At 70.0% G+C, this 21,509-nt stretch carries 23 protein-coding genes and 4 tRNA genes; 6 read left to right on the top strand and 21 right to left on the bottom strand.

What is annotated here, in order from left to right; all coding sequences use genetic code 11:
• Nucleotides 1-230 precede the first annotated feature (230 nt).
• The 15 genes from rplA to trpE all read right to left on the bottom strand — a co-directional run bounded on the left by rplA (nucleotide 231) and on the right by trpE (nucleotide 10,397).
• Nucleotides 231-947, bottom strand: a complete 717-nt coding sequence (gene rplA / locus G3A44_RS07760; RefSeq protein ID WP_163456945.1) for a 50S ribosomal protein L1 — start codon at nucleotides 945-947, stop codon at nucleotides 231-233.
• A gap of 1 nt (nucleotide 948) precedes the next feature.
• Nucleotides 949-1,380, bottom strand: coding sequence for a 50S ribosomal protein L11 (gene rplK, locus G3A44_RS07755; RefSeq protein WP_163456944.1), 432 nt, complete (start codon nucleotides 1,378-1,380; stop codon nucleotides 949-951).
• Nucleotides 1,381-1,504: 124 nt separating this feature from the next.
• Nucleotides 1,505-2,065 carry a transcription termination/antitermination protein NusG gene (nusG, locus tag G3A44_RS07750; protein ID WP_163456943.1) on the bottom strand — a complete coding sequence of 187 codons (561 nt, stop codon included), beginning with the start codon at nucleotides 2,063-2,065 and terminating at the stop codon, nucleotides 1,505-1,507.
• Between the two features lie 33 nt (nucleotides 2,066-2,098).
• The gene (gene secE, locus G3A44_RS07745) at nucleotides 2,099-2,485 is read right to left on the bottom strand and encodes a preprotein translocase subunit SecE (RefSeq protein WP_163456942.1); all 387 of its coding nucleotides are present in this window, start codon (nucleotides 2,483-2,485) and stop codon (nucleotides 2,099-2,101) included.
• A 179-nt stretch (nucleotides 2,486-2,664) separates the two neighbouring features.
• A tRNA-Trp gene (locus G3A44_RS07740) sits at nucleotides 2,665-2,740 on the bottom strand.
• Nucleotides 2,741-2,763: 23 nt separating this feature from the next.
• Nucleotides 2,764-3,954, bottom strand: a complete 1,191-nt coding sequence (gene tuf / locus G3A44_RS07735) for an elongation factor Tu (protein ID WP_163456941.1) — start codon at nucleotides 3,952-3,954, stop codon at nucleotides 2,764-2,766.
• 52 nt (nucleotides 3,955-4,006) lie between these two features.
• A tRNA-Thr gene (locus G3A44_RS07730) sits at nucleotides 4,007-4,081 on the bottom strand.
• 86 nt (nucleotides 4,082-4,167) lie between these two features.
• Nucleotides 4,168-4,241 (bottom strand) — tRNA-Gly (locus tag G3A44_RS07725).
• 30 nt (nucleotides 4,242-4,271) lie between these two features.
• Nucleotides 4,272-4,357, bottom strand: a tRNA-Tyr gene (locus tag G3A44_RS07720).
• 89 nt (nucleotides 4,358-4,446) lie between these two features.
• On the bottom strand, nucleotides 4,447-5,148 hold the full coding sequence (locus G3A44_RS07715) for a uracil-DNA glycosylase (RefSeq protein WP_163457065.1): 702 nt from the start codon (nucleotides 5,146-5,148) through the stop codon (nucleotides 4,447-4,449).
• Between the two features lie 128 nt (nucleotides 5,149-5,276).
• On the bottom strand, nucleotides 5,277-6,089 hold the full coding sequence (gene trpC / locus G3A44_RS07710) for an indole-3-glycerol phosphate synthase TrpC (protein WP_163456940.1): 813 nt from the start codon (nucleotides 6,087-6,089) through the stop codon (nucleotides 5,277-5,279).
• A 44-nt stretch (nucleotides 6,090-6,133) separates the two neighbouring features.
• Nucleotides 6,134-7,171: an anthranilate phosphoribosyltransferase gene (trpD, locus tag G3A44_RS07705; protein WP_163456939.1), complete on the bottom strand. Its 1,038-nt coding sequence runs from the start codon at nucleotides 7,169-7,171 to the stop codon at nucleotides 6,134-6,136.
• Between the two features lie 30 nt (nucleotides 7,172-7,201).
• The gene (ltaE, locus tag G3A44_RS07700; RefSeq protein WP_163456938.1) at nucleotides 7,202-8,293 is read right to left on the bottom strand and encodes a low-specificity L-threonine aldolase; all 1,092 of its coding nucleotides are present in this window, start codon (nucleotides 8,291-8,293) and stop codon (nucleotides 7,202-7,204) included.
• Nucleotides 8,290-8,880, bottom strand: coding sequence for an aminodeoxychorismate/anthranilate synthase component II (locus tag G3A44_RS07695; protein WP_163456937.1), 591 nt, complete (start codon nucleotides 8,878-8,880; stop codon nucleotides 8,290-8,292). Before G3A44_RS07695 ends, ltaE begins: the two co-directional genes overlap by 4 nt.
• A 41-nt stretch (nucleotides 8,881-8,921) precedes the next feature.
• Nucleotides 8,922-10,397 carry an anthranilate synthase component I gene (trpE, locus tag G3A44_RS07690; protein ID WP_163456936.1) on the bottom strand — a complete coding sequence of 492 codons (1,476 nt, stop codon included), beginning with the start codon at nucleotides 10,395-10,397 and terminating at the stop codon, nucleotides 8,922-8,924.
• A gap of 437 nt (nucleotides 10,398-10,834) precedes the next feature.
• Between trpE and G3A44_RS07685 the strand changes: the two genes are divergently transcribed.
• Nucleotides 10,835-11,446, top strand: coding sequence for a chalcone isomerase family protein (locus G3A44_RS07685; RefSeq protein WP_163456935.1), 612 nt, complete (start codon nucleotides 10,835-10,837; stop codon nucleotides 11,444-11,446).
• Nucleotides 11,447-11,666: 220 nt separating this feature from the next.
• Nucleotides 11,667-12,509: a TonB family protein gene (locus G3A44_RS07680; protein ID WP_163456934.1), complete on the top strand. Its 843-nt coding sequence runs from the start codon at nucleotides 11,667-11,669 to the stop codon at nucleotides 12,507-12,509.
• Between the two features lie 12 nt (nucleotides 12,510-12,521).
• On the opposite strand, the gene gph is transcribed toward G3A44_RS07680, so the two are convergent.
• Nucleotides 12,522-13,202, bottom strand: coding sequence for a phosphoglycolate phosphatase (gene gph / locus G3A44_RS07675; protein ID WP_163456933.1), 681 nt, complete (start codon nucleotides 13,200-13,202; stop codon nucleotides 12,522-12,524).
• Between the two features lie 8 nt (nucleotides 13,203-13,210).
• A complete protein-coding gene (gene rpe / locus G3A44_RS07670) occupies nucleotides 13,211-13,891 on the bottom strand; it encodes a ribulose-phosphate 3-epimerase (protein WP_163456932.1) in 681 nt (226 codons plus the stop codon).
• Nucleotides 13,892-14,084: 193 nt separating this feature from the next.
• On the opposite strand from rpe, the gene G3A44_RS07665 reads away from it, so the two are divergent.
• Entirely contained in the window at nucleotides 14,085-14,573 is a 489-nt protein-coding gene (locus G3A44_RS07665) for an acyl-CoA thioesterase (RefSeq protein WP_163456931.1), read from the top strand.
• Between the two features lie 157 nt (nucleotides 14,574-14,730).
• Nucleotides 14,731-15,471, top strand: coding sequence for a class I SAM-dependent methyltransferase (locus G3A44_RS07660; protein WP_163456930.1), 741 nt, complete (start codon nucleotides 14,731-14,733; stop codon nucleotides 15,469-15,471).
• Nucleotides 15,472-15,558: 87 nt separating this feature from the next.
• Here the strand turns inward: G3A44_RS07660 and G3A44_RS07655 are convergent, their stop codons facing one another.
• The 4 genes from G3A44_RS07655 to G3A44_RS07640 all read right to left on the bottom strand — a co-directional run bounded on the left by G3A44_RS07655 (nucleotide 15,559) and on the right by G3A44_RS07640 (nucleotide 19,137).
• Complete coding sequence (locus G3A44_RS07655) at nucleotides 15,559-16,644, bottom strand: AbrB family protein (RefSeq protein WP_239061753.1); 1,086 nt, start codon at nucleotides 16,642-16,644, stop codon at nucleotides 15,559-15,561.
• 32 nt (nucleotides 16,645-16,676) lie between these two features.
• A complete protein-coding gene (locus G3A44_RS07650; RefSeq protein ID WP_203561333.1) occupies nucleotides 16,677-17,789 on the bottom strand; it encodes an alkene reductase in 1,113 nt (370 codons plus the stop codon).
• 131 nt (nucleotides 17,790-17,920) lie between these two features.
• Nucleotides 17,921-18,184, bottom strand: coding sequence for a hypothetical protein (locus tag G3A44_RS07645; protein ID WP_163456929.1), 264 nt, complete (start codon nucleotides 18,182-18,184; stop codon nucleotides 17,921-17,923).
• Nucleotides 18,181-19,137 (bottom strand): sterol desaturase family protein, encoded by a 957-nt coding sequence (locus tag G3A44_RS07640; protein WP_163456928.1) that lies wholly within the window; start codon nucleotides 19,135-19,137, stop codon nucleotides 18,181-18,183. The genes G3A44_RS07645 and G3A44_RS07640 overlap by 4 nt, the downstream gene beginning before the upstream one ends.
• Before the next feature lie 182 nt (nucleotides 19,138-19,319).
• On the opposite strand from G3A44_RS07640, the gene G3A44_RS07635 reads away from it, so the two are divergent.
• A complete protein-coding gene (locus G3A44_RS07635) occupies nucleotides 19,320-20,027 on the top strand; it encodes a response regulator transcription factor (RefSeq protein WP_163456927.1) in 708 nt (235 codons plus the stop codon).
• A gap of 15 nt (nucleotides 20,028-20,042) precedes the next feature.
• Nucleotides 20,043-21,380 (top strand): sensor histidine kinase, encoded by a 1,338-nt coding sequence (locus G3A44_RS07630; protein WP_163456926.1) that lies wholly within the window; start codon nucleotides 20,043-20,045, stop codon nucleotides 21,378-21,380.
• Nucleotides 21,381-21,509: the final 129 nt, after the last annotated feature.

Below are 21,509 nucleotides of genomic sequence, written 5' to 3'. Positions count from 1 at the left end.
TCATGGAAACCTCATCCTGTTCGGCGGGGACGCCATCTGCGCTGGCAGGCGGCATGGGTGCGCACACCCTGCCACCGCTTTAAGGACTCCGGCGCCAAGCGCCCAAATCCACCAGCGGTCTTGGATGGCCTGCCTGGTCAATGCCCCGCAAGGGGACAGGACCGGACAGCCCACCATCTGGTGCTGCGCTCACCCCACGGGCCAGCGCAACACCGGATTTGCGACGCCTATCAGGCGGCCGGAGCGGCCTGGCTGGCAGCCACGGAGGCGATGTCCACACGGGCGCCAACGCCCATGGTGGAAGACACCGCCAGCTTGCGCAGGTAAACACCCTTGCTCGAAGCCGGCTTGGCCTTGGTCAGCGCATCCAGCAGCGCAGCCAGGTTGCCCACCAGCTTGTCGTCGTCGAAGGAACGACGGCCGATCGTGCCGTGGATGATGCCGGCCTTGTCGACGCGGAACTGCACCTGACCTGCCTTGGCGTTCTTCACAGCCGTGGCGACGTCCGGGGTCACAGTGCCAACCTTCGGGTTCGGCATCAGGCCGCGCGGGCCCAGGATCTGACCCAGGGTACCGACAACGCGCATGGTGTCCGGCGAGGCGATCACCACGTCGAAGTCCATCTTGCCCGCCTTGATGTCGGCGGCCAGGTCGTCCAGACCGACCACGTCGGCGCCAGCAGCCTTGGCTTCCTCAGCCTTGGCGCCCTGGGCGAACACGGCCACGCGCTTGGTCTTGCCGGTGCCGTTAGGCATCACGACGGCGCCACGCACCACTTGGTCCGACTTCTTGGCATCCACACCCAGTTGAACAGCCACATCGATGGACTCGTCAAACTTGGCGGTGGCCAGACCCTTGATCAGGGACAGAGCTTCACCGATGGGATACAGCTTGGTCGTCTCGACCTTGCCTTGCAGCGCCTTCTGCTTCTTGGTCAGCTTTGCCATGTCACACGCCCTCCACGATCACGCCCATCGAACGGGCCGAACCCGCGATGGTCTTCACGGCAGCGTCCAGGCTGGCTGCGGTGAGGTCCTTCTGCTTGGTCTTGGCAATCTCTTCCAGCTGAGCGCGGGTGATCTTGCCGACCTTCTGAGCGTTGGCCTTAGAAGAGCCCTTGGTCAGACCCACTGCCTTCTTGATCAGCACGGTCGCCGGCGGCGACTTCAGCACAAAGGTGAAAGACTTGTCCGCGTAGGCAGTGATCACCACCGGCAGCTTCAGGCCGGGCTCAATCCCCTGGGTCTGCGCGTTGAACGCCTTGCAGAACTCCATGATGTTCAGACCGCGCTGACCCAGCGCCGGACCGATGGGGGGAGAAGGATTGGCCTTGCCGGCCGGGACTTGCAGCTTGATGAAGCCGACGATCTTCTTTGCCATGATGGCTCCTGTCGAGTTCCAGCGCCTGCCCACCCCAGGGGCGAACAGGCTCCTCGTTCGTGTTCAGCCCGGAAACATCAAAGCCGCAGGCGCCGGGCTTGACCCACCTGCGGCCGAATCAGGTTCAGACCTTCTCAACCTGCGAGAAGTCCAGCTCCACGGGCGTTGCCCGACCGAAGATGGTGACGGACACCCGCACCTTGGATTTCTCGTAGTTGACTTCTTCGACAGCGCCGTTGAAGTCGGTGAAGGGGCCTTCCTTGACGCGGACCAGCTCACCGACCTGCCACTCCACCTTGGGACGCGGCTTCTCGACGCCTTCCTGCATCTGGTTGACGATCTTCATGACCTCGGCCTCCGAGATCGGCGCCGGGCGGTTCTTGGCTCCACCCACGAAGCCCGTCACCTTGCTGGTGTGCTTCACCAGGTGCCAGGACTCGTCATCCATGGCCATTTCCACCAGCACGTAGCCAGGGAAGAACCGGCGCTCGGTGACCGACTTCTTGCCGTTCTTGAGCTCGACCACCTCTTCGGTGGGCACCAAGATGCGACCAAACTTGGCCTGCATGCCCGCGCGCTCAATGCGTTCGCGGATGTTGCGCTCGACTGCCTTTTCCATGCCGGAATAGGCATGGACCACATACCAGCGCATCGGCAGCGCGGACGTCGTTGATGATTCGCTCATCTTCGGGACCTTTCTTGAGTCTTGCCGCAGCGCTCAGCGCTTCCAACCCAGGATCAGGTCGTACAGCACCCATTCCAGGGTCTTATCCGTCACCCAGAGGAACAAGGCCATGACCACGACGAAAGCGAAGACATAGGCCGTCATCTGGGTCGACTCCTTGCGAGTCGGCCAGACCACCTTGCGCACCTCGCGCCAAGACTCATGCCCGTAGGCCACCAGCTGACGCCCGGCTTCCGACTGGAAGAACACGAACACCGCAGCCGCCACGCCCAGCAACAGGGCCAGCACACGGATCCAAAGCGACTGCTGGCCCAGCAGGTAGTAGGCCACCACAGCCGCCACCAGGAGCACCGCGGCGCCGGCCAGCTTGGCCTTGTCCGCGCCAGAGGAAACTGTCTCGATCGGAGCTTGGTTGGACATGGGATCTGAGATGCGACCGGCAAACCCGAGAGGCGCCGGAGCCCAAATGGGCTGGAGACAAACAGCAGCAAAGCCCGCCGGTGCAGACACCTGCGGGCTTGACTGGAAGCCGCGATATTCAGCCGACCTTGGCAAGCCAGCAGGAGGAGATCAACGGCTGACTTCGGCGGACTGTCGGGTGGCAGGGGCAGAGGGAATCGAACCCCCAACCTTCGGTTTTGGAGACCGACGCTCTGCCAATTGAGCTATACCCCTGCAGACAGTCGATGCCGACTGGCTTACTCGATGATCTTGGCCACGACGCCGGCGCCGACGGTACGACCACCTTCACGGATGGCGAAGCGCAGACCCTCTTCCATGGCGATCGGGGCGATCAGCTTGACGGTGATCGACACGTTGTCGCCCGGCATCACCATTTCCTTGTCCTTGGGCAGCTCGATGGCGCCAGTGACGTCGGTGGTGCGGAAGTAGAACTGCGGACGGTAGTTGTTGAAGAACGGGGTGTGACGGCCGCCTTCGTCCTTGCTCAGCACGTACACCTCAGCCGTGAAGTGGGTGTGCGGCTTGATGGAGCCCGGCTTGCACAGCACTTGGCCGCGCTCAACTTCTTCACGCTTGGTGCCGCGCAGCAGGATGCCCACGTTGTCGCCGGCTTGACCTTGGTCCAGCAGCTTGCGGAACATTTCCACGCCGGTGCAGGTGGTCTTGACCGTCGGCTTGATGCCCACGATTTCGATTTCCTCGCCGACCTTGACGATGCCGCGCTCCACGCGACCGGTCACCACGGTGCCACGACCGGAGATCGAGAACACGTCTTCCACAGGCATCAGGAAGGTGCCGTCCACGGCGCGCTCAGGCGTCGGGATGTAGCTGTCCAGCGCGTCGGCCAGGGCCATGATGGCGCCTTCGCCCAGCTCGCCCTTGTCGCCTTCGATGGCCAGCTTGGCAGAGCCCTTGACGATCGGGGTGTCGTCGCCGGGGAAGTCGTACTTGGACAGCAGCTCGCGCACTTCCATCTCGACCAGTTCCAGCAGCTCGGCGTCATCCACCATGTCGCACTTGTTCAGGAACACGATGATGTAGGGCACGCCCACCTGACGGGCCAGCAGGATGTGCTCGCGGGTCTGGGGCATCGGGCCGTCAGCGGCCGAGCACACCAGGATCGCGCCGTCCATCTGGGCCGCGCCGGTGATCATGTTCTTCACATAGTCGGCGTGACCCGGGCAGTCCACGTGCGCGTAGTGACGGTTGGCGGTCTCGTACTCGACGTGCGCGGTGTTGATCGTGATGCCGCGGGCCTTTTCTTCCGGCGCAGCGTCGATCTGGTCGTAGGCCTTGGCTTCACCGCCAAACTTCTGCGCCAGGATCGTGGTGATCGCGGCCGTCAGCGTGGTCTTGCCGTGGTCCACGTGACCAATGGTGCCCACGTTCACGTGCGGCTTGGTCCGCTCGAACTTTTCCTTTGCCATCTTGCGCTCCCGAAGCGTGCGATTTCAAAACGAGACGTTGAGACGATGAGGGTGGTGCCCATGGCGCGGATCGAACGCGCGACCTCTCCCTTACCAAGGGAGTGCTCTACCACTGAGCCACATGGGCATCGACACGGGATTGATTTCTGCAATCACCACAGGCAAATCAAGCCCGTGTCGACAAACTCATCTTTTGCAACCGACGACCTTCGCTGGAGCGGGAGACGGGAATCGAACCCGCGTCATTAGCTTGGAAGGCTAAGGTTCTACCATTGAACTACTCCCGCCCGGGAATTGTTCTGACCGGTTGTTCCTGCTGGTGGAGGAGGCTGGATTCGAACCAGCGTAGGCGTAAGCCAACAGATTTACAGTCTGCCCCCTTTAGCCACTCGGGCACCCCTCCGCAGGAGAGCCTCTCACTATAGCAGCGACCTTTCGATGCTCCAAGCAATTTCTTGAGAAATTTACTTGGCTTTGAAAGGCCTGGGGCACTCAGTGCTCCTGCAGCCGCCAGGACAGGCCCAGCTCGCGCTGCACTTGTCCGAAGTGTCCGCAGCCCATGAAGGGCGTTGGCCCCCGGCGCGCCGAGAGGGGTGAAGGATGGTTAGCCTCCAACACCAGATGGCGATCCGGGTGAGACACGTATTGTCGCCTGGATTGGGCGTGTGCGCCCCACAAAAGAAAGGCAATTCGTTGCGGCTGCGACGAAACGGCCTGGATGAGCGCGTCGGTGAGTGCCTCCCACCCTTGGCGCGCGTGGCTGGCAGGCTGCCCGGCCTCGACCGTCAGGCTGGTGTTGAGCAACAGCACGCCCCGTGCCGCCCAGGCCCCCAGGTGCCCCGGACACCGGCTCGGCGGCGCGGGCAGCGTGCCCGGCAGGTCGCGTTCGAGTTCGGTGTAGAGGTTGCGCAAGCTGGGGGGAAGCGCCAAACCCGGCGGCACAGAGAACGCCAGCCCTTCGGCCTGTCCCGGGCCGTGATAGGGGTCCTGGCCGAGGATGACGGCCCGCACGGCAGCCAAGGGGGTGTGACGCAGGGCTCGGAACGGGTCGGCGGGATAGATCGTGGCGCCCGCGGCCTGCCGGGCGGCCAGAAAGCGGGCCAGCGACTGCCCGGCGGGTGATTGGCGCCAGGTGGCCACCTCCGGCCGCCAGTCCGGCGGCAGGCCCTCGATCAGTTCATCGAGCGGGCGCATCAGCGTGCCGGGCGCCGGCGCGGCCACCAACAGCCCCGGGGACGGGTCGACGGGCACTTCGTCCGGCGCGGCAAAGAGGGAGGCCTGCCCAGCGGGGGGCGCTTGACGTCGGGTGGGCATGACCGGCGTCAGGCAAACAGGGTGGCCAGCGCCTCGCCCGGCTCCCCGGCCCGCATGAACGCCTCGCCCACGAGGAAGGCATGCACCTGGGCCTGCCGCATGCGCCGCACGTCCTGCGGGCCGAGGATGCCGCTCTCGGTCACCAGCAGGCGGTCGGCCGGCACGCGGTCCAGCAGGCCCAGCGTGGTGTCCAGCGTGACGTGGAAGTTGCGCAGATCGCGGTTGTTGATGCCCAGCAGCGGGGTCTTCAGGCGCAGGGCGCGGTCCAGTTCGGCGCTATCGTGCACCTCCACCAGCACGTCCATGCCCAGGTCCAGGGCACAGGCCTCCAGCCCAGCCATCTGGGCGTCGTCCAGGCAGGCGGCGATCAGCAGGATGCAGTCCGCGCCCATGGCCCGGGCCTCGACCACCTGGTAGTCGTCGACCATGAAGTCCTTGCGCAGCACCGGCAGGGCGCAGGCGGCGCGAGCCTGGCGCAGGTAGGCCTCGGCCCCCTGGAAGAAGCGCTCATCGGTCAGCACGCTCAGGCAGGCGGCCCCATGGCGCTCATAGCTGGCCGCGATCTCGGCCGGCACGAAGTGCTCACGCAGCACGCCCTTGCTGGGGCTGGCCTTCTTGACCTCGGCGATGACCGCGGCCTGTCCCGCCGCCACCTTGGCGCGCAAGGCGCGCTCAAAGCCCCGCGGCGCCTGATCACCCTGGGCGTTGGCCTGTGCCTGGGCCAACAGGGTGGCCATGGGCCGCTGCTGGCGGCCGGCGGCGATTTCCTCGTGCTTGACGGCGACGATGCGCTGGAGGATGTCAGGGGTCTGGGTGCTCATGGGGGCGCTCGCAGGCGGGCAAGGTTCGGGGGCGGACGGCGGGCTCAGGCGGCCGGCCGAAAGCGGTTGGTGATGGCCACAAACTGGCTCAGCTTGGCCATGGCGGCACCAGAGGCCACCGCCTCGCGGGCGCGGCGCACGCCGTCGGTGATGCTGGCGGCCACGCCGGCGCAATAGAGGGCGGCGCCGGCGTTGAGCAGCACGATGTCGCGCACGGGGCCGTCCTCGTTGGCCAGGGCACGCTGGATGCACTGCACCGACTCCTGCTGGTTGGCCACGCGCAGCACGCGGGTATCGTAGACCGGCAGACCGAAGTCGCTGGGGTGCACGCGGTACTCGGTGACCTCGCCGTCCTTGAGTTCGCCCACGGCGGTCTCGCCGGACAGCGAGATCTCGTCCATGCCGTTCATGCCGTGCACCACCAGCACATGCTCGGAGCCCAGGCGCTGCAGCACGCGCACCTGGATGCCCACCAGGTCGGGGTGGAACACGCCCAGCAGCTGGTTGGGGGCGCCGGCCGGGTTGGTCAGCGGGCCGAGGATGTTGAAGATCGTGCGCACGCCCAGCTCGCGGCGCACCGGGGCGGCGTGCTTCATGGAGGCGTGGTGGTTGGGCGCGAACATGAAGGCGATGCCGCACTCGGCCAGGCATTCGGCCACCTGCTCGGGCTGCAGGTTGATGTAGGCGCCCAGCGCCTCCATCACGTCGGCCGAGCCGCTGGTGGAGGACACGCTGCGCCCGCCGTGCTTGGCCACCCGCGCGCCAGCCGCCGCCGCCACAAACGTGGAAGCGGTGGAGATGTTGAAGGTGTGCGAGTTGTCGCCGCCCGTGCCTACGATGTCCACCAGGCCGCTGCGGTCGGCCACGGGCACGGGGGTGGCGAACTCGCGCATCACCTGCGCGGCCGCGGCGATCTCGCCGATGGTCTCCTTCTTCACGCGCAGGCCGATGGACAGCGCGGCGATCATCACCGGCGACATTTCGCCGCTCATGATGCGGCGCATCAGCGTGAGCATCTCGTCGTGGAAGATCTCGCGGTGCTCGATGACGCGGGTCAGGGCCTCGGTGTTGCTGATGCTCATGCGGGTCTCCAGGAATGGGGTGGGCGGCGCTCAGGCCGCCAGGAACTCGCGGACGGCGGCCACCGCGCGGTCGATGCCGGCGGTGTCCACATCCAGATGGGTCACGAAGCGCAGGCCGATGAGGCCGGTGGCCAGCACGCCCTGCCGCTGCAGGTGGGCCAGCAGCTCGGCGCCCCGGCCGGCGGCCGCCCCCTGCAGCTGGGCGAAGACGATGTTGGTCTGCGGCGCGGTCACGGCCAGACCGTCCAGGCCGGCCAGGCCCTCGGCCAGGCGCCGGGCCAGCGCGTGGTCATCGGCCAAACGGTGCACATGGTGCTCCAGCGCGTGCAGCGCCGCTGCCGCCAAGCTACCGACCTGGCGCATGCCGCCGCCGGTCATCTTGCGGGCGCGGCGCGCCTGCGCGATGAAGGCCCGCGAGCCGCACAGCACCGAGCCCACCGGCGCGCCCAGGCCCTTGCTGAAGCAGACCGAGACGCTGTCGAAGTGGCCCGCGATGGCGCGTGCGGTGGCGTAAGGGTCGCCGCCCGGCCCGGCCGTGGCCACGGCGGCGTTGAACAGCCGCGCGCCGTCCAGGTGGCAGGCCAGGCCGCGGCTGCGCGCCAGCGCCGTGGCCTCGCGCAGGTAGTCCAGCGGCAACACATTGCCGTTCCAAGTGTTCTCCAGGCACAGCAGGCGGCTGCGCGCGAAGTGCATGTCGTCGGGCTTGATGGCGCCGGCGATGTCGGCCAGCGCCAGCGAGCCATCGGCCTGTTGCGGCAGGGGCTGCGGCTGGATACCGCCCAGCACGGCCGCACCCCCGCCCTCGTAGCGGTAGGTGTGGGCCATCTGGCCCACCAGGTACTCGTCGCCCCGGCCGCAGTGGGTCAGCAGCGCACAGAGGTTGCTGGCCGTGCCGCTGGGCATGAACAGCGCGTCCTCGAAGCCCAGCACCTCGGCCAGCCGCGCCTGCAGACGGTTGACGGTGGGGTCGTCGCCAAAGACGTCGTCGCCCAGCGCTGCGGCCGCCATGGCTGCGGCCATGGCCGGCGTGGGCCGGGTGACGGTGTCGCTGCGCAGGTCCACCAAACCCTGGGCGTCGGGCCCGGGCGCCACCGCGCCGCTGCCGTAGGCGACGGTGCTCATGCGGCCCGGCCCATCTGCAGGAAGTTGCGCAGCATGGCGTGGCCGTGCTCACTCAGGATGGACTCGGGGTGGAACTGCACGCCTTCCAGCGGGGCCGGGCCGCCGGCCAGGTCGCGGTGACGCACGCCCATGATCTCGCCATCCTCGGAGCGGGAGGTCACGACCAGTTCCGCCGGCAGGGTGGCTTCCTCGATGACCAGCGAGTGGTAGCGGATCACGGTGAACTGCTCGGGCAGGTCGGCGTAGACGCCCTGGCGGTCGGTGCGCAGCACGCTGGTCTTGCCGTGCATCTGGGTCTTGGCCCGCACGATGCGGCCGCCCAGCGCGGCGCCGATGCTCTGATGGCCCAGGCACACGCCCAGGATGGGCAGCTTGCCCACATAGGCCTGGATGGCCGGCACGCACACGCCGGCCTCGGCCGGCGAGCAGGGGCCGGGCGAGAACACCAGGCGGTCAGGGCGCAGGGCCCCGATCTCCTCCACGGTGATCTCGTCGTTGCGCACCACCTTCACGTCCTCGCCCAGCTCGGCGAAGTACTGCACCAGGTTGTAGGTGAAGGAATCGTAGTTGTCGATCATCAGCAGCATGGGAATCTCCTCGAATCAGAACGGGGTGGGGCGGGCGGGGTTCAGAACCCCTCCTCCACCAGCTCGGCGGCGCGGATCACGGCGCGCGCCTTCTGTTCGGTCTCCTTCCACTCCAGCTCGGGCACGGAGTCGGCCACCACGCCGGCGCCGGCCTGCACGTAGAGGGTGCTGTCTTTGATGATGCCGGTGCGGATGGCGATGGCCACATCCATGTCACCGGCGAAGCTCAGGTAGCCCACGGCACCGCCGTAGATGCCACGCTGGCTGATCTCCAGCTCGTCGATGATCTCCATGGCGTGGATCTTGGGCGCACCGCTCAGGGTGCCGGCCGGGAAGCTGGCCTTGAGCACGTCCAGGCTGCTCAAGCCCGGCTTGAGCACGCCCTCGACGTTGCTGACGATGTGCATCACGTGTGAGTAGCGCTCGATGCCGAAGGCCTCGGTCACCTTGACGCTGCCCGTCTCGGCGATGCGGCCCACGTCGTTGCGCGCCAGGTCGATCAGCATCACGTGCTCGGCGCGCTCCTTGGTGTCGGCCAGCAGGTCAACCTCCAGCGCCTTGTCGGTCTCGGGGGTGGCGCCACGCGGGCGGGTGCCGGCGATGGGGCGGATGGTGACCACCTCGCCCTCGGGGCGGCTTTCCTGGCGCACCAGGATCTCCGGGCTGGCGCCGACGATCTGGAAGTCCCCCATGTCGTAGTAGTACATGTAGGGGCTGGGGTTGAGCGAGCGCAACGCGCGGTACAGGCTCAGCGGGTTCTCGGTGTAGCGCTTCTTCAGGCGCTGGCCGATGACGATCTGCATGCAGTCGCCGGCCGCGATGTATTCCTTGGCCTTGAGCACGGCGGCCTCGAAGTCGGCCTGGGCGAACTCGCGCTCCACGGGATAGCTCGGGCCGCGCTTGACCTGCGGCGCGGTGACGCTGTAGCGCAGCTTGTCGGCCAACTCCGACAGGCGCTTCTTGCCGTTGAAGTAGGCCTCGGGCACCTTGGGGTCGGCCCAGACGATGAGGTAGAGGCGGCCCGACAGGTTGTCGATGACCGCCAGCTCCTCGGTCTGCAGCAGCTGGATGTCAGGCGTGCCGATGCCGCCGGGCTTGGTCACGCCGGCCAGCTTCTTCTCGATGAAGCGCACCGTCTCGTAGCCGAAGTAGCCGGCCAGCCCGCCACAGAAGCGCGGCAGGCCCGGGCGCAGCGCCGGCTTGAAGCGCGCCTGGTAGGCGGCGATGAAGTCCAGTGGGTTGCCTTCGTGGGTCTCCACCACGCGGCCGTCGGTGACGACCTCGCTGCGCTCGCCAGTGGCGCGCACCAGGGTGCGGGCCGGCAGGCCGATGAAGCTGTAGCGGCCGAAGCGCTCGCCGCCCACCACGGACTCCAGCAGGAAGCTGTTCTTCTGCCCGCCGGCCAGCTTCAGGTAGAGCGACAGCGGCGTCTCCAGGTCGGCAAAGGCCTCGGAGATGAGCGGGATGCGGTTGTAGCCCTCAGCGGCCAGGCTCTTGAATTCGAGTTCGGTGATCACGGTTCGGGTCCTTCAGGGGCCCGGACGCAGCGCAGCCCGCGCAAGAAAGGGGCTGGCCACGTCAGGCCTGGAAATCAGGGAGAGGGAAGGCGGCGTAGGGCCGCGCACACCGAAGCACTGCGGGAAGACTCGTCTGGTGGGTCACCAGGGCCCGGCAGGCCAACGGCAAACGGATGGGCGCAGAGTGCTCAGGCCCGCCAGGGCCAGGCTCCCCGGTCGTGCTGGGACGACGCGATCCGTTTGCGAGAGATGAACATGCGACGGAGTGTAGCAGCGGCCCCGCCGCCCCGCGCCCCCGGCGGCGGCTCGGGGGCAACCCTGAATTCAGGGTCAGCACGATGGACGCCCGCCTGCGCGGCCCGGACACTGGTGCGACAGCCGCGTCACAAGCGCAGCCATACCCTAGCGAGTTTTCAACGCCCCACAAGGAAGGCCGCATGCCACTGCGCCGGAAACTGATCCTTGCCCCGCTGGCCCTGGCCTGCGCCCCCGCCTGGCCACAGGCCTCCGCCCCGGTCACCCTGGCCGGGGTGCGGTTTGAACCGGGCGCCAGCGTGGGGGGCGGCGCGCTGCTGCTCAACGGCGCGGGCATCCGCTACAAGGCCATCTTCAAGGTCTATGCAGCAGGTCTTTACCTCAGTGCCCGGGCCGCCAGCCTGGAGGCGGCGGTGGCCGCCCCCGGCCCCAAGCGGGTGCACATCGTCATGCTGCGCGACATCGACGCCAACGAGCTGGGCAAGCTCTTCACCCAGGGCATGGAGAAGAACGCCAGCAAGGACGTCTTCATGAAGTCCATCCCCGGCACCTTGAAGCTGGCGGAACTCTTCGCCCGCAAGAAGAAGCTGGCCAGTGGCGACGCCTTCAGCGTGGACTGGGTGCCCGGCCAAGGCACGACGGTGGTGATCAACGGCAAGCCCGAGCTCGAGCCCATCCCCGAGCCAGCGTTCTTTCAGGCCCTGCTGGGCATCTGGCTGGGCAAGGATCCGGCCGACGGCCCGCTCAAGCGGGCCTTGCTGGGGCAGGAAAGCCCGGCTGCCCCCCCAAGCTGATCCGGACCGGCCGCCACCGGACTGACACACCGCACCGCCCCTGGGCACGGGGGCCCGGGTCGGTGCGCGGCGGCTCTTGCCATGGTGCGGCCCTGCCCGCAGTGCCGCCCAAACGGCCCACCCGATGTCACAGGCATCGGGCGCGGCGCTTGCTAAGGCTCGCCGCGCGCCACAAGCGCGCGTGCGACCTCCCCAAGACCATCTCCGTTGGGATCCGACAATGAACGCACCTCTTTGCGCCGTGCCGCGGCACTGGCCGCGCCGCTTCACACGCGCCGCACTGGTGGCCAGCACCCTGGCCTTGGTGGGCACGGCAGCGCCCCACGCGCAGGCCCAGGACACCGCCACCACCATCAGCGAACGCGTCAAGCGGGAGGCGGAGCGGCCGCTGATCTGGATACGCCTGCAGGCCCAGAAAGCCGAGCAGCGGCCCGACCCCAAAGCCGATCCCAAGCCGGAGGGCCGCGCCGGGGCGGCCAAGACCGCCGTGACCGTGCCGGCACCGTCCGGTGCCCCGGCAGGGCGCTCGCCGCTGGCCGGGCCGGCCTCCGCCGCGCCCCTGCCCACCCCTCTGCCCGTGCCGGCGATGCCCCTGCCGGCCGCCGCCGCCTTGGCCGCCCCTGCGCCCAACCCGCAGGCCGCCCAGACGGCCCAGACGGCCCAAGCGCCCCTTTCGGCACCGCAGACGGAGGATTCGGCCAGCGCCAGCCCCGTGCCGGCCTCGACCCCGCAGGCGCCCGCAGCCACGATCGCCGCCCCGGCCGACCTGCCGGCACCCGCCGCCCCGGTCGAGGCGCCCCCCTCACCGGCGACCGGCCTGGCGCTGGACCCGGAGGCCGACCTGAGCTTTCCCCCTTCCCTCATGCAGCAGCTGCGCCAGGGTCAGGTGGAGGTGCAGCTGAGCGTGAACGAGCGCGGGCGCGTGACCGAAGCCCTGGTGCTCAAGGCCAGTGACGCGCGGCTGCGCCGCCATGTGCTGGGCCGGGTGATGGAGTGGCGCTTCCTGCCGCCGGCGCGCAGCGTCTCGGCGGTGCTCACGCTGAGCTTTGACCTGGATGCCTGAAGGCGTGCCGGCTCAGGGCCGGTCCAGCTGCCGCATCAGCCAGTCGGCGCCGGCGCTGGCAATCGGCTGCCCGTGGTTGTAGCCGTAGGGCACCACGGCCACGGCGCAGCCGGCAGCGCGCGCGGCCAGCACGTCGTTCTCCGAGTCGCCCACCATCAAGGCCCGCGACGGGTCCACGCCCAGGTGGGCACAGGTGCTCAGCAGGGGCAGCGGGTCGGGCTTCTTGCGGGCAAAGGCGTCACCGCCAAAAGTCACCTCGAAAAAGACGTCCAGGCCCTTGCGCTGCAGCAGGGTGCGTGCGGCCTCACCGGGCTTGTTGGTCAGGCAGGCCAGCCGGAAACCGGCCGCCTGCCAGGCGGCCAAGGCCTCACGGGCGCCGGGGTAGACGCTCGAGCATTCGCCGTTGATGGCCGCATAGCTGTCCTGGTAGAGCGTCCAGGCGGCCTCGTAGCGCGACTCTTGGGCACCCACCTCGGCCAGGGTGCGGCGCACCAGATGCTCGGAGCCCTTGCCCACGGTGCGCTCGATGAAGGCGCGGTCCACCCCGGGCAGGCCCAGGCCGGCCAGCATGCGGTTGAGCGCGGCGTCAAAGTCACCCAAGGTGTCGACCAGGGTGCCGTCCAGATCCACCATCAGGACATCAAAGCGCCCGCGGTGCAGCCAGTCGGGCAAGGTCACGGCGGCGTTGTGCATGGCGGCGCTCATCGGGCCAGTTCGGCGCGCATGGCGTCGATCACGGCCTGGTAGTCGGGCTTGCCAAAGATGGCGCTGCCTGCCACAAAGGTGTCGGCCCCCGCGTCGGCAATGCGCCGAATGTTGTCGGCCTTCACGCCGCCGTCGATCTCCAGGCGGATGTCGCGGCCGGACTGGTCGATCAGCTTGCGCACCTGCTCGGCCTTGCGCAGGGTGCTGTCGATGAAGCTCTGGCCGCCGAAGCCAGGGTTCACGCTCATCAGCAGGATCACGTCGAGCTTGTCGATCGTCCACTCGAGCACATCGATGGGCATGGCCGGGTTGAACACCAGGCCGGCCTGGCAGCCCGCGCCCTGGATCAGCTGCAGCGTGCGGTCCACGTGGGTGGAGGCGTCGGGGTGGAAGGTGATGATGTCCGCACCGGCCTTGGCAAACTCCAGCGCCAACGCGTCCACCGGCTGCACCATCAGGTGCACGTCGATGGGGGCCGGGGTGCCGTCGGGCTTGACCGCGTGCTTCTTCAGGGCCTGGCAGACCATCGGGCCGAAGGTCAGGTTGGGCACGTAATGGTTGTCCATCACGTCGAAGTGGATCCAGTCGGCGCCGGCGGCCAGCACGTTGCGCACCTCGTCACCCAGGCGGGCGAAATCGGCGGAGAGGATGCTGGGGGCGATGCGGTAGGTGGTCATGGCAGACGGGCCGGCAGGCGGCGGCAGAGACGGGGAGGCGAAGCCGCGGATTTTAGGGATCGTCCCCCCACCGGCGCCGGGCCGGGGCCTTGCAGCCGATGCGCGGCGCGCCGGGACTGCGGTCGTCCACAACGCCGGCTGGCACGCATCCCGCTAAGCTGGGGGCCCCTAGCCCCCCTCCTCTGCTGCCCCCATGGACCTGCCTTCGCACCAGCTTTCGATGACCGTGCTCATGACGCCGGACATGGCCAACTTCTCCGGCAACGTCCACGGCGGCACCGTGCTGAAGTTCCTGGACCAGGTGGCCTACGCCTGCGCCAGCCGCTACGCCGGCCGTTACGTGGTCACGCTCAGCGTGGACCAGGTGATGTTCCGCCAACCCATCCATGTGGGCGAGCTGGTCACCTTCCTGGCCTCGGTCAACCACACCGGCACCTCGTCCATGGAAGTGGGCATCAAGGTGATTGCCGAGAACATCCGCACCCAGGTGGTGCGCCATGCCAACTCCTGCTTCTTCACGATGGTGGCGGTGGACGACCAGGGCAAACCCGCGCCGGTGCCACCGCTGCAGCCCGGCACCGACGACGAGCGGCGGCGTTGGGAGAACGCCAAGATCCGCCGCCAGCTGCGCACGGAGATGGAGCAGCGCCAGCGCGCCATGCGCCAGCCGGCCGCCGGCTGAGGCCCTACGGCCAGCGGCTGTCCCCGTTCAGCGGGGCCGGGCTTGCCCTGGGTCAGACCGCGGGCAAGCAGGACTGGACAAGCCGCATCGGGCACGGGATGCTGCGCGCGGGCGCCCACCCGCCGACCCTCGGAGCGCCACAGGAGGAGACCAGGCCATGACGACGTCCCTGACCACGCCCGACCGTCCCCCGGCGCCCGCCGCCCCCCTCCCGGAGTCGCCTGACGCCGCGGCGCTGCGACAGGCAGCCCGGGCCCTGTACCGCCAGCGCGCCCCGCAGTACGACTGGGAGCTGGCCCCGTTCGAGCCCCTGCGCCAGGAAGCCATCGCCAGCCTGGCCCTGCAGCCCGGCCAGACGGTGCTGGACCTGGGCTGTGGCACCGGCCTGAGCCTGGACGCCCTGCAGGCCGCCGTGGGCCCGCAGGGTCAGGTGGTGGGCGTGGAGCAATGCCCCGACATGCTGGGCCGCGCCCGCCAGCGCTGCCAGGACCGCGCCTGGTCGCAGGTGCAGCTCCAGACCTGTCCGGTCGAGGCGGCCGAGCTGCCCCTGGCCGATGCCGCGCTCTTCCACTTCACCCACGACATCCTGCTGAGCCCGACCGCGCTGGCCCAGGTGTTCCGCCACCTGCGGCCCGGTGCCCGGGTGGTGGCCACCGGCCTGCAATGGGCCCCGTGGTGGGCTTGGCCGCTGAACCTGTGGGTGTGGAGCGCCGCCTGGTACTCGGTGGGCAGCATGGCCGGCCTGGACCAGCCCTGGCGGCTGCTGGACCGCTGCCTGCCCGGCCTGCAGGTCGAGCCGAAGTGGCAGGGCAGCGTGTTCATGGCCTGCGGAGAGGTGCCGCCGCGGCGCGCCCGCACGCAAGGCTTGCGGCCGCGGCCACGTGGCCACACCGGATGAGGGCTGCCGGCCCTTGGGCAGCACCCGGCGCAGGGCCTGGGTGGGGGTCGCCAGCCTCTCGCCCTGAGCCGGCCGCCGCGGTCCGGCTCAGCCCGCGCGGGCCTGCAGCCGCCGCGCCTCCCAGCGCCACAGCCGGCCGGTGGCCAGCAGCACCGCCAGGTAACGCAGCACATGGAAGGCCGTCACCGTGGGCACGCCCAGTTGCAGCACCTTGGCGGTGATGCTCATCTCGGCGATGCCGCCGGGCGAGGTGCCCAGGATCAGCGTGGCCGGGTGCAAGCCGGTGGCCCAGGCCAGTGCGCAGGCAAAGCCCGCGGACAGCATGATCATGCCCAGCGTGCCCAGGGCCACGCTGGCCAGCCAGCGCGGCGCCCGGTGCCAGAACGCCGGCGTGAAGCGCGTGCCCAGCGCCACACCGATGAACAACTGCCCGGCGTTGACCAGCTGCAGCGGCAGGGCCGAGAGCACGATGCCGCTGCCGGTCAGCCCCATGGACACCGCCAGCGCCCCCAGCACAAAGGGACTGGGCAGGTCCAGCCGGCGCATCAGCAGGCCTGCGGCCACCGTCAAGCCCACCAGCACCGCCAGGCCATCGCCATGCACTTCGCGCACCGCCGGCGGTGACGGGTCCAGGCCATGCAGGCCGGAGAACTGGAAGGCCAGCGGGATCAGGCTCACCACCATCAGCACGCGCAGCGAGTGCGCGGCCGCCACGCGGTCCACCTGCGCACCGTGGCGCTCAGCCAGCAGCGCCATCTCCGAGGCCCCGCCAATGGCCGCCGCAAAGAAGGCGGCGCCCGGGTGCAGCCCCGGCTCGTCCCGATGGCGCCAGGCCAGGAAGCGGTAGAAGGCATAGCCCAGGGCGAGGGCCCAGACCACGCCCACACCGATCGCCCAGGCAAAACCCAGCATGGCCGCCAGTACCGCCGGGGTGAAGTACAGGCCCAGCGTGGTGCCAATGGCCCACTGGCCCACATCGCGCAGCCGCGGCGAGGCCTGCAGCGGCCACTGCCGCAGGCTCAGCGCCGCGCTGACCAGCAGCGGCCCGATCATCCAGGGCAGCGGCACATGGGCCAAGGCCGCGGCCTCGCCCGCCAGGGCGGCCATGACCAGGGTGAAGGCCAGCCGCCCCGGCCAGGGCGCGGTGGCCAAGGCCGCCTTCAGGCGCTGCAAGGGATGCGCAGCGCCGACCGGTCCCCCCGGCCTCACGCCAGCGTGGGGTAGTCGGTGTAGCCCGCTGCGCCGCCGCCGTAGAGGGTCTTGACGTCCAGCGCGTTCCAGGCGGCGCCTTCGCGCAGGCGGCGGCCCAGGTCCGGGTTGGCGATGAAGGGCTTGCCAAAGGCCACGGCGTCGGCCGCACCCGAGGCCACCGTCTCCAGCGCCAGCGCCCGGTCGTAGCCGTTGTTCAGCATCCAGGGCGTGCCGCCCAGGGCGGCACGCATGGCGGCGTAATCAAACGGGGCCACCCCTTGGGCCGTCAGGTCGCGCGGGCCGCCGGTGGCGCCTTCCACCACATGCACATAGGCCAGCTTGAACGGCGCCAGCACCTGGGCCACGTGGTTGAACAGCGCCTGGGCGTCGCTGTCCTGGCCGATGTCGTTGGCCGGGCTGATGGGCGAGAGGCGGATGCCGGTGCGGCCGGCGCCAATGGCGCCGGTCACCGCCTGCACCACCTCGTGCAGCAGGCGCACCCGGTTGGCGATGGTGCCGCCGTAGGCATCGGTGCGGTCGTTGACGCTGTCGCGCAGGAACTGCTCGATCAGGTAGCCATTGGCGGCGTGGATTTCCACCCCGTCAAAGCCGGCGGCCACCGCGTTACGGGCGGCCTGGGCGTAGTCGGCCACCACGCCGGCGATCTCCTCCGTGGCCAGGGCGCGCGGGGCCGACACGTCGGCAAAGCCGCCGCTGATGTAGGTCTTGCTCTGGGCCGGCTTGGCACTGGCCGACACCGGCGCCGCGCCCCCGGGCAGCAGGCTGCTGTGCGAGATGCGGCCCACATGCCAGAGCTGGATGACGATCTTGCCGCCTTCGGCGTGCACCGCCTCGGTCACCTGCCGCCAGCCGGCGATCTGCTCCTGGCTGTGGATGCCCGGGGTGTCCAGGTAGCCCTGGGCCATGGGGCTGATCTGGCTGGCCTCGGTGATGAGGAGGCCGGCGCCGGTCGCGGGATTGGCGCGCTGGCGGTAGTAGTCGGCCATCAACGGCACCGGCACGCGGCCGGGGTTGCTGGCGCGGTTGCGCGTCAGCGGCGCCATGACGACACGGTTGTCCAGGGCGATGTCGCCCAGCTGCAGGGGGGAAAAGAGGGAGGTGCTCATGCCCAGCAGGTTAGCGCGCCTGGGAGCAGCCCCATGTCACCCCTGTCAATGCCGAACGCGGTAGGCCGGGCGTGCGGGCGTGCGCGCTGGGGGCGGCCCCCGGGGTCTTCAAGCCCGGCGCGCCACGGCCTTCACTTCTTGATGCCGAAGAAGCGCTCGCGCCAATCCTCAGGCAGGCGCGCGGGGTCCACCTCCTGCACATCCGCCCCGCGCTGCAGCGCGGCGCTGCTGGACCAGAACCCGGTGGTCACCACCGTCTCGTTGAACTTCGGTTGCGGCGCACCGGGTGCCGTGGGCGCCAAGGGAGAGGCCGGGGCGACCGTGGCGGGATCGGCCGCCGTGGCCGGCCGCGCCGCTGTGGCAGCCGGGACGCTTGGGCGTTGGGGGGCGTTCATGCGGATCTCCTTGGTGACGACCCGGGGGCGGGCAGACGGCGGGCCGGGGCGTTGGCCGCCTGCTCGCAGGATCGGCTGTCCGGCAGGGCACTTGAGCGGGCACCGCCAGGCGGCCCCAGCAGCACCGCCAGCACCCCTCGCATGGTGCCCGCTTGCCTTACATCCCGCAACAGCCTGATCCATCCGTGAAACGCAATGACCAAGGGGTTGCGGCTGTCCAGGGGCTGCACCAGCCCGTAGCGCGGAGGCAAGCCGTCGCGCTCGCCCACCCAGGTGCCCAGCAGCCGGTCGTACACGATGAGCACCCCGCCATAGTTGCAGTCCAGGTATTCGGGGTTGCTGCCGTGGTGCACCCGGTGGTGCGACGGGGTGTTGAACACCCACTCCAAGGGCCCCAGCCGCGGGATCCAGGTGGTGTGCAGCCAGAACTGGTAGACCAGGTTGAAGGCGGTGGCGCCCAGCACCACCGTCGGCGGCACGCCCAGCAGCACCAGGGGGGAGAAGAACAGGGCCGTGCCACTGAGCTTGCCGGTCCAGCCCAGACGCAGCGCACAGGCCAGGTTCAGGGCCGGCGGCGAGTGGTGCACGCTGTGCGTGGCCCAGAACCAGCCCACCCGGTGCGCGGCGCGGTGGTAGGCGTAGTAACACGCCTCATGCAGCAGAAAGACGGCCAGCCACGGGCCGGGCCCGTCCAGGCGCCAGGTGCCCAGCCGGTGGGTGTAGGCCCAGACCAGCACCGGTGCGGCCAGCGACAGGCCCAGGGCATCCACCGCCCGCCGGCCCAGCGCATCGGCCAGGGACAGGCCCAGGTGGGTCCAGTCATAGGGCTGGCGGGCCAGGTGCTGCAGGGCCAGTCCCTCCAGCACGGCCAGGGCCGGCAGGGACACCCCCAGGGCCAGCAGCCAGGGCAGCCAGGTAGGGTCCAGGGCGCGTCTGAGGGTGTCCAGGTCCATGGTGAAAGCTCCAGCATCGGGAGCTCCATTGCACGCCGCCGGGCCCGCCACGGCGGCGGCAACGCATGACACCGCATGACAGCCTTGTCGCACCGCGGCCCCGCGGCGGCCCCTACACTGACCCGGCCCCGTCGGGCCCGCGCCCTTCGGCCCTTTCCATCACCGCGCCACCCGCCCTCCGCATGAGCCTGCGCCAACTCATCCTGGTCGTGGACGACGACGCCGAGCTCTCGGGCATGGTCTGCGAGCTGCTGCACCGTGAAACCTGGGACACCCATGCCGTGCTGACCCTGGGGGATGCCGAGCGGGCCCTGCAGACCCTGCAGCCTGACCTGGTGCTGCTGGACGTGATGCTGCCCGACGGCAACGGCCTGGACGCCTGCCGCCGCTGGCGCGCCGCCCACCCCGCCCTGCCCCTGCTGATGCTGACCGCCCGCGGCGACCCCATGGACCGGGTGCTGGGCCTGGAGCTGGGCGCCGACGACTACCTGCCCAAGCCCTTCGAGGCCCGGGAACTGGTGGCCCGGGTGCGCGCCCTGCTGCGCCGCGCGGCCCCCGCACGGGCCGAGGTCCAACCCCTGCTGCGCTTTGCCGGCCTGGAAGTGGACCTGCTGCGGCGCGAAGTCCGCGCCGGCCCGCAGGGCCTGCCGCTGACCCTGACCACGGTGGAATTCAAGCTGCTGGTGGCCCTGGCCCGGCAACCGGGCCAGCCGCTGAGCCGCGAGCGCCTGAGCGAGGCGGTGCAACCCGGCCAATACCGCCCCCAGGACCGCACCGTGGACGTGCAGGTGGGTCGCCTGCGGCGCAAGCTGCGCGAGGCCGCCCCCGGCGCCGAATGGGTGGACACGGTGCGCGGCGAAGGCTACGTCTTCGTGCCCCGCGGCGCCTGAGCCCTCCGCCCGCCCATGGCCCGCTGGAACACCCTCTTCACCCGCCTGGTGCTGGTGCAGACCCTGGGCGCGCTGGCGCTGCTGCTGGTGTTCGGCCTGGGCTTTTATGTGGAGCGAAACCGCACCATCGGCCAGTTGGTGGGGGAGCGCTGGGCCCCGGCCTTGCTGCGCCTGAGCCAGCTGCCGGCCGCCCAGGCCGCACAGGACTGGCCCGCCGGCGTGCCACGCCCCCGCCTCCAGGCCGAGGGCCCCGGGCCCAGCCTGCCCGGCGACCTGGGCGGACCGCGCACCCAAGCGCTGCGGGCCGCGCTGCTGGGGGCGGGCCTGCAGGTGCAGGACCTGCGCTTCACCGCCCACCCCCAGGAGGCCGGCCGCCCCCTGCTCTGGCTGCGCCTGGACACCCCGGAGGGGCCACGCTGGCTGGGCCTGGACGACGCGCTGGTCGAAACCCGCCTGCCCCTGCGCCTGCTGCTCACCCTGGGCCTGAGCCTGGCCGTCACCGCCGGCCTCTCGGCCTGGGCCGCCCGCCGCCTGAGCCGCCCCCTGGAGGCGCTGCGCCAGCACCTGCATGCCCACCCCCCGGGGCAGCCTGCCCCGGCCCCCACGCTGCGCGGCGCCACCGCCGAGGTGCAGGCCATCGCCGCCGACTGGCACCAGCTGCACAGCCACCACGCCCGGCAGCTGCGCGAACGCGAGCTGATGCTGGCCGGCATCTCCCATGACCTGCGCAGCCCGCTGGCACGCATCCGCATGGCCGCCGAGCTGCTGCCCGAGGCGCCCGACCTCACCGCCCGGCGCGAGACCATCGTGCGCAACGTCGAGGTGGCCGACCGGCTGATCGGCAGCTTTCTGGACCAAGTCCGCGCCGGCACCCTGCCGCTGGACGAAACCGTAGACCTGCACGAAGTGGCCCGCCAGGTGCTGACCGCCCGCCTGGCCCCGGGCGAAGCGCTGCCCCTCGACCCCGGCGCCGAGGTCGCACGTCTGCAGCTGCAAGGCCCGGCGCCCTGCCTGCGCCGGAACTGCAACGCCTTGCTGATGGAGCGCGCCCTGGGCAATCTGGTGGATAACGCCCTGCGCCACGGCGCCCCGCCGGTGTGCGTGCGCCTGCGCCCGCAGGCCGACGGCGGCCTGTGGCTGGAGGTGGACGACCACGGCCCCGGCCTGGGCCCCCAGGACCCCGCGCACCTGTTGCAGGCCTTTGCCCGCGGCGACGCCAGCCGCCACACCCCGGGCAGCGGCCTGGGCCTGGCGGTTGTGGCGCAGGTGATGCACCGCCAGGGCGGCACGGTCAGCCTGGAGGCCCTGGCCCCCCGGGGCTGCCGGGTACGCTTGAGCTGGCCCGCGCCCTGAGCGTGGCAGGCGGCAGCCGGCGCCGCCCCCCTGCTAAACTGCGCGCCCTCAGGCGCCGATTTGTTCCGGATTGCGGGCGCCCTACAAATACAGCTAAAGAGGGACGCCAGACTCGACGCCCGGTGTCCG

Source organism: Ideonella livida, from assembly GCF_010499455.1.
GTDB lineage: Bacteria > Pseudomonadota > Gammaproteobacteria > Burkholderiales > Burkholderiaceae_C > Ideonella > Ideonella livida.
The sequence above is the reverse complement of the archived record's forward strand: the minus strand, read 5'-3'. Positions and strand labels throughout refer to the sequence as shown.

What these genes read in the sequence shown, in the direction of transcription:
- G3A44_RS07640 (WP_163456928.1), bottom strand. Translation starts at nt 19,137, where the DNA reads ATGGACCTGGACACCCTCAGACGCGCCCTGGACCCTACCTGGCTGCCC.
- rplA (WP_163456945.1), bottom strand. Translation starts at nt 947, where the DNA reads ATGGCAAAGCTGACCAAGAAGCAGAAGGCGCTGCAAGGCAAGGTCGAG.
- secE (WP_163456942.1), bottom strand. Translation starts at nt 2,485, where the DNA reads ATGTCCAACCAAGCTCCGATCGAGACAGTTTCCTCTGGCGCGGACAAG.
- G3A44_RS07660 (WP_163456930.1), top strand. Translation starts at nt 14,731, where the DNA reads ATGACGACGTCCCTGACCACGCCCGACCGTCCCCCGGCGCCCGCCGCC.
- G3A44_RS07650 (WP_203561333.1), bottom strand. Translation starts at nt 17,789, where the DNA reads ATGAGCACCTCCCTCTTTTCCCCCCTGCAGCTGGGCGACATCGCCCTG.
- G3A44_RS07715 (WP_163457065.1), bottom strand. Translation starts at nt 5,148, where the DNA reads ATGCGCCCGCTCGATGAACTGATCGAGGGCCTGCCGCCGGACTGGCGG.
- G3A44_RS07685 (WP_163456935.1), top strand. Translation starts at nt 10,835, where the DNA reads ATGCCACTGCGCCGGAAACTGATCCTTGCCCCGCTGGCCCTGGCCTGC.
- G3A44_RS07645 (WP_163456929.1), bottom strand. Translation starts at nt 18,184, where the DNA reads ATGAACGCCCCCCAACGCCCAAGCGTCCCGGCTGCCACAGCGGCGCGG.
- G3A44_RS07665 (WP_163456931.1), top strand. Translation starts at nt 14,085, where the DNA reads ATGGACCTGCCTTCGCACCAGCTTTCGATGACCGTGCTCATGACGCCG.
- ltaE (WP_163456938.1), bottom strand. Translation starts at nt 8,293, where the DNA reads ATGAGCACCGTCGCCTACGGCAGCGGCGCGGTGGCGCCCGGGCCCGAC.
- rpe (WP_163456932.1), bottom strand. Translation starts at nt 13,891, where the DNA reads ATGACCACCTACCGCATCGCCCCCAGCATCCTCTCCGCCGATTTCGCC.
- tuf (WP_163456941.1), bottom strand. Translation starts at nt 3,954, where the DNA reads ATGGCAAAGGAAAAGTTCGAGCGGACCAAGCCGCACGTGAACGTGGGC.
- G3A44_RS07695 (WP_163456937.1), bottom strand. Translation starts at nt 8,880, where the DNA reads ATGCTGCTGATGATCGACAACTACGATTCCTTCACCTACAACCTGGTG.
- trpD (WP_163456939.1), bottom strand. Translation starts at nt 7,171, where the DNA reads ATGAGCATCAGCAACACCGAGGCCCTGACCCGCGTCATCGAGCACCGC.
- nusG (WP_163456943.1), bottom strand. Translation starts at nt 2,065, where the DNA reads ATGAGCGAATCATCAACGACGTCCGCGCTGCCGATGCGCTGGTATGTG.
- G3A44_RS07680 (WP_163456934.1), top strand. Translation starts at nt 11,667, where the DNA reads ATGAACGCACCTCTTTGCGCCGTGCCGCGGCACTGGCCGCGCCGCTTC.
- gph (WP_163456933.1), bottom strand. Translation starts at nt 13,202, where the DNA reads ATGCACAACGCCGCCGTGACCTTGCCCGACTGGCTGCACCGCGGGCGC.
- trpC (WP_163456940.1), bottom strand. Translation starts at nt 6,089, where the DNA reads ATGAGCACCCAGACCCCTGACATCCTCCAGCGCATCGTCGCCGTCAAG.
- G3A44_RS07630 (WP_163456926.1), top strand. Translation starts at nt 20,043, where the DNA reads ATGGCCCGCTGGAACACCCTCTTCACCCGCCTGGTGCTGGTGCAGACC.
- rplK (WP_163456944.1), bottom strand. Translation starts at nt 1,380, where the DNA reads ATGGCAAAGAAGATCGTCGGCTTCATCAAGCTGCAAGTCCCGGCCGGC.
- G3A44_RS07635 (WP_163456927.1), top strand. Translation starts at nt 19,320, where the DNA reads ATGAGCCTGCGCCAACTCATCCTGGTCGTGGACGACGACGCCGAGCTC.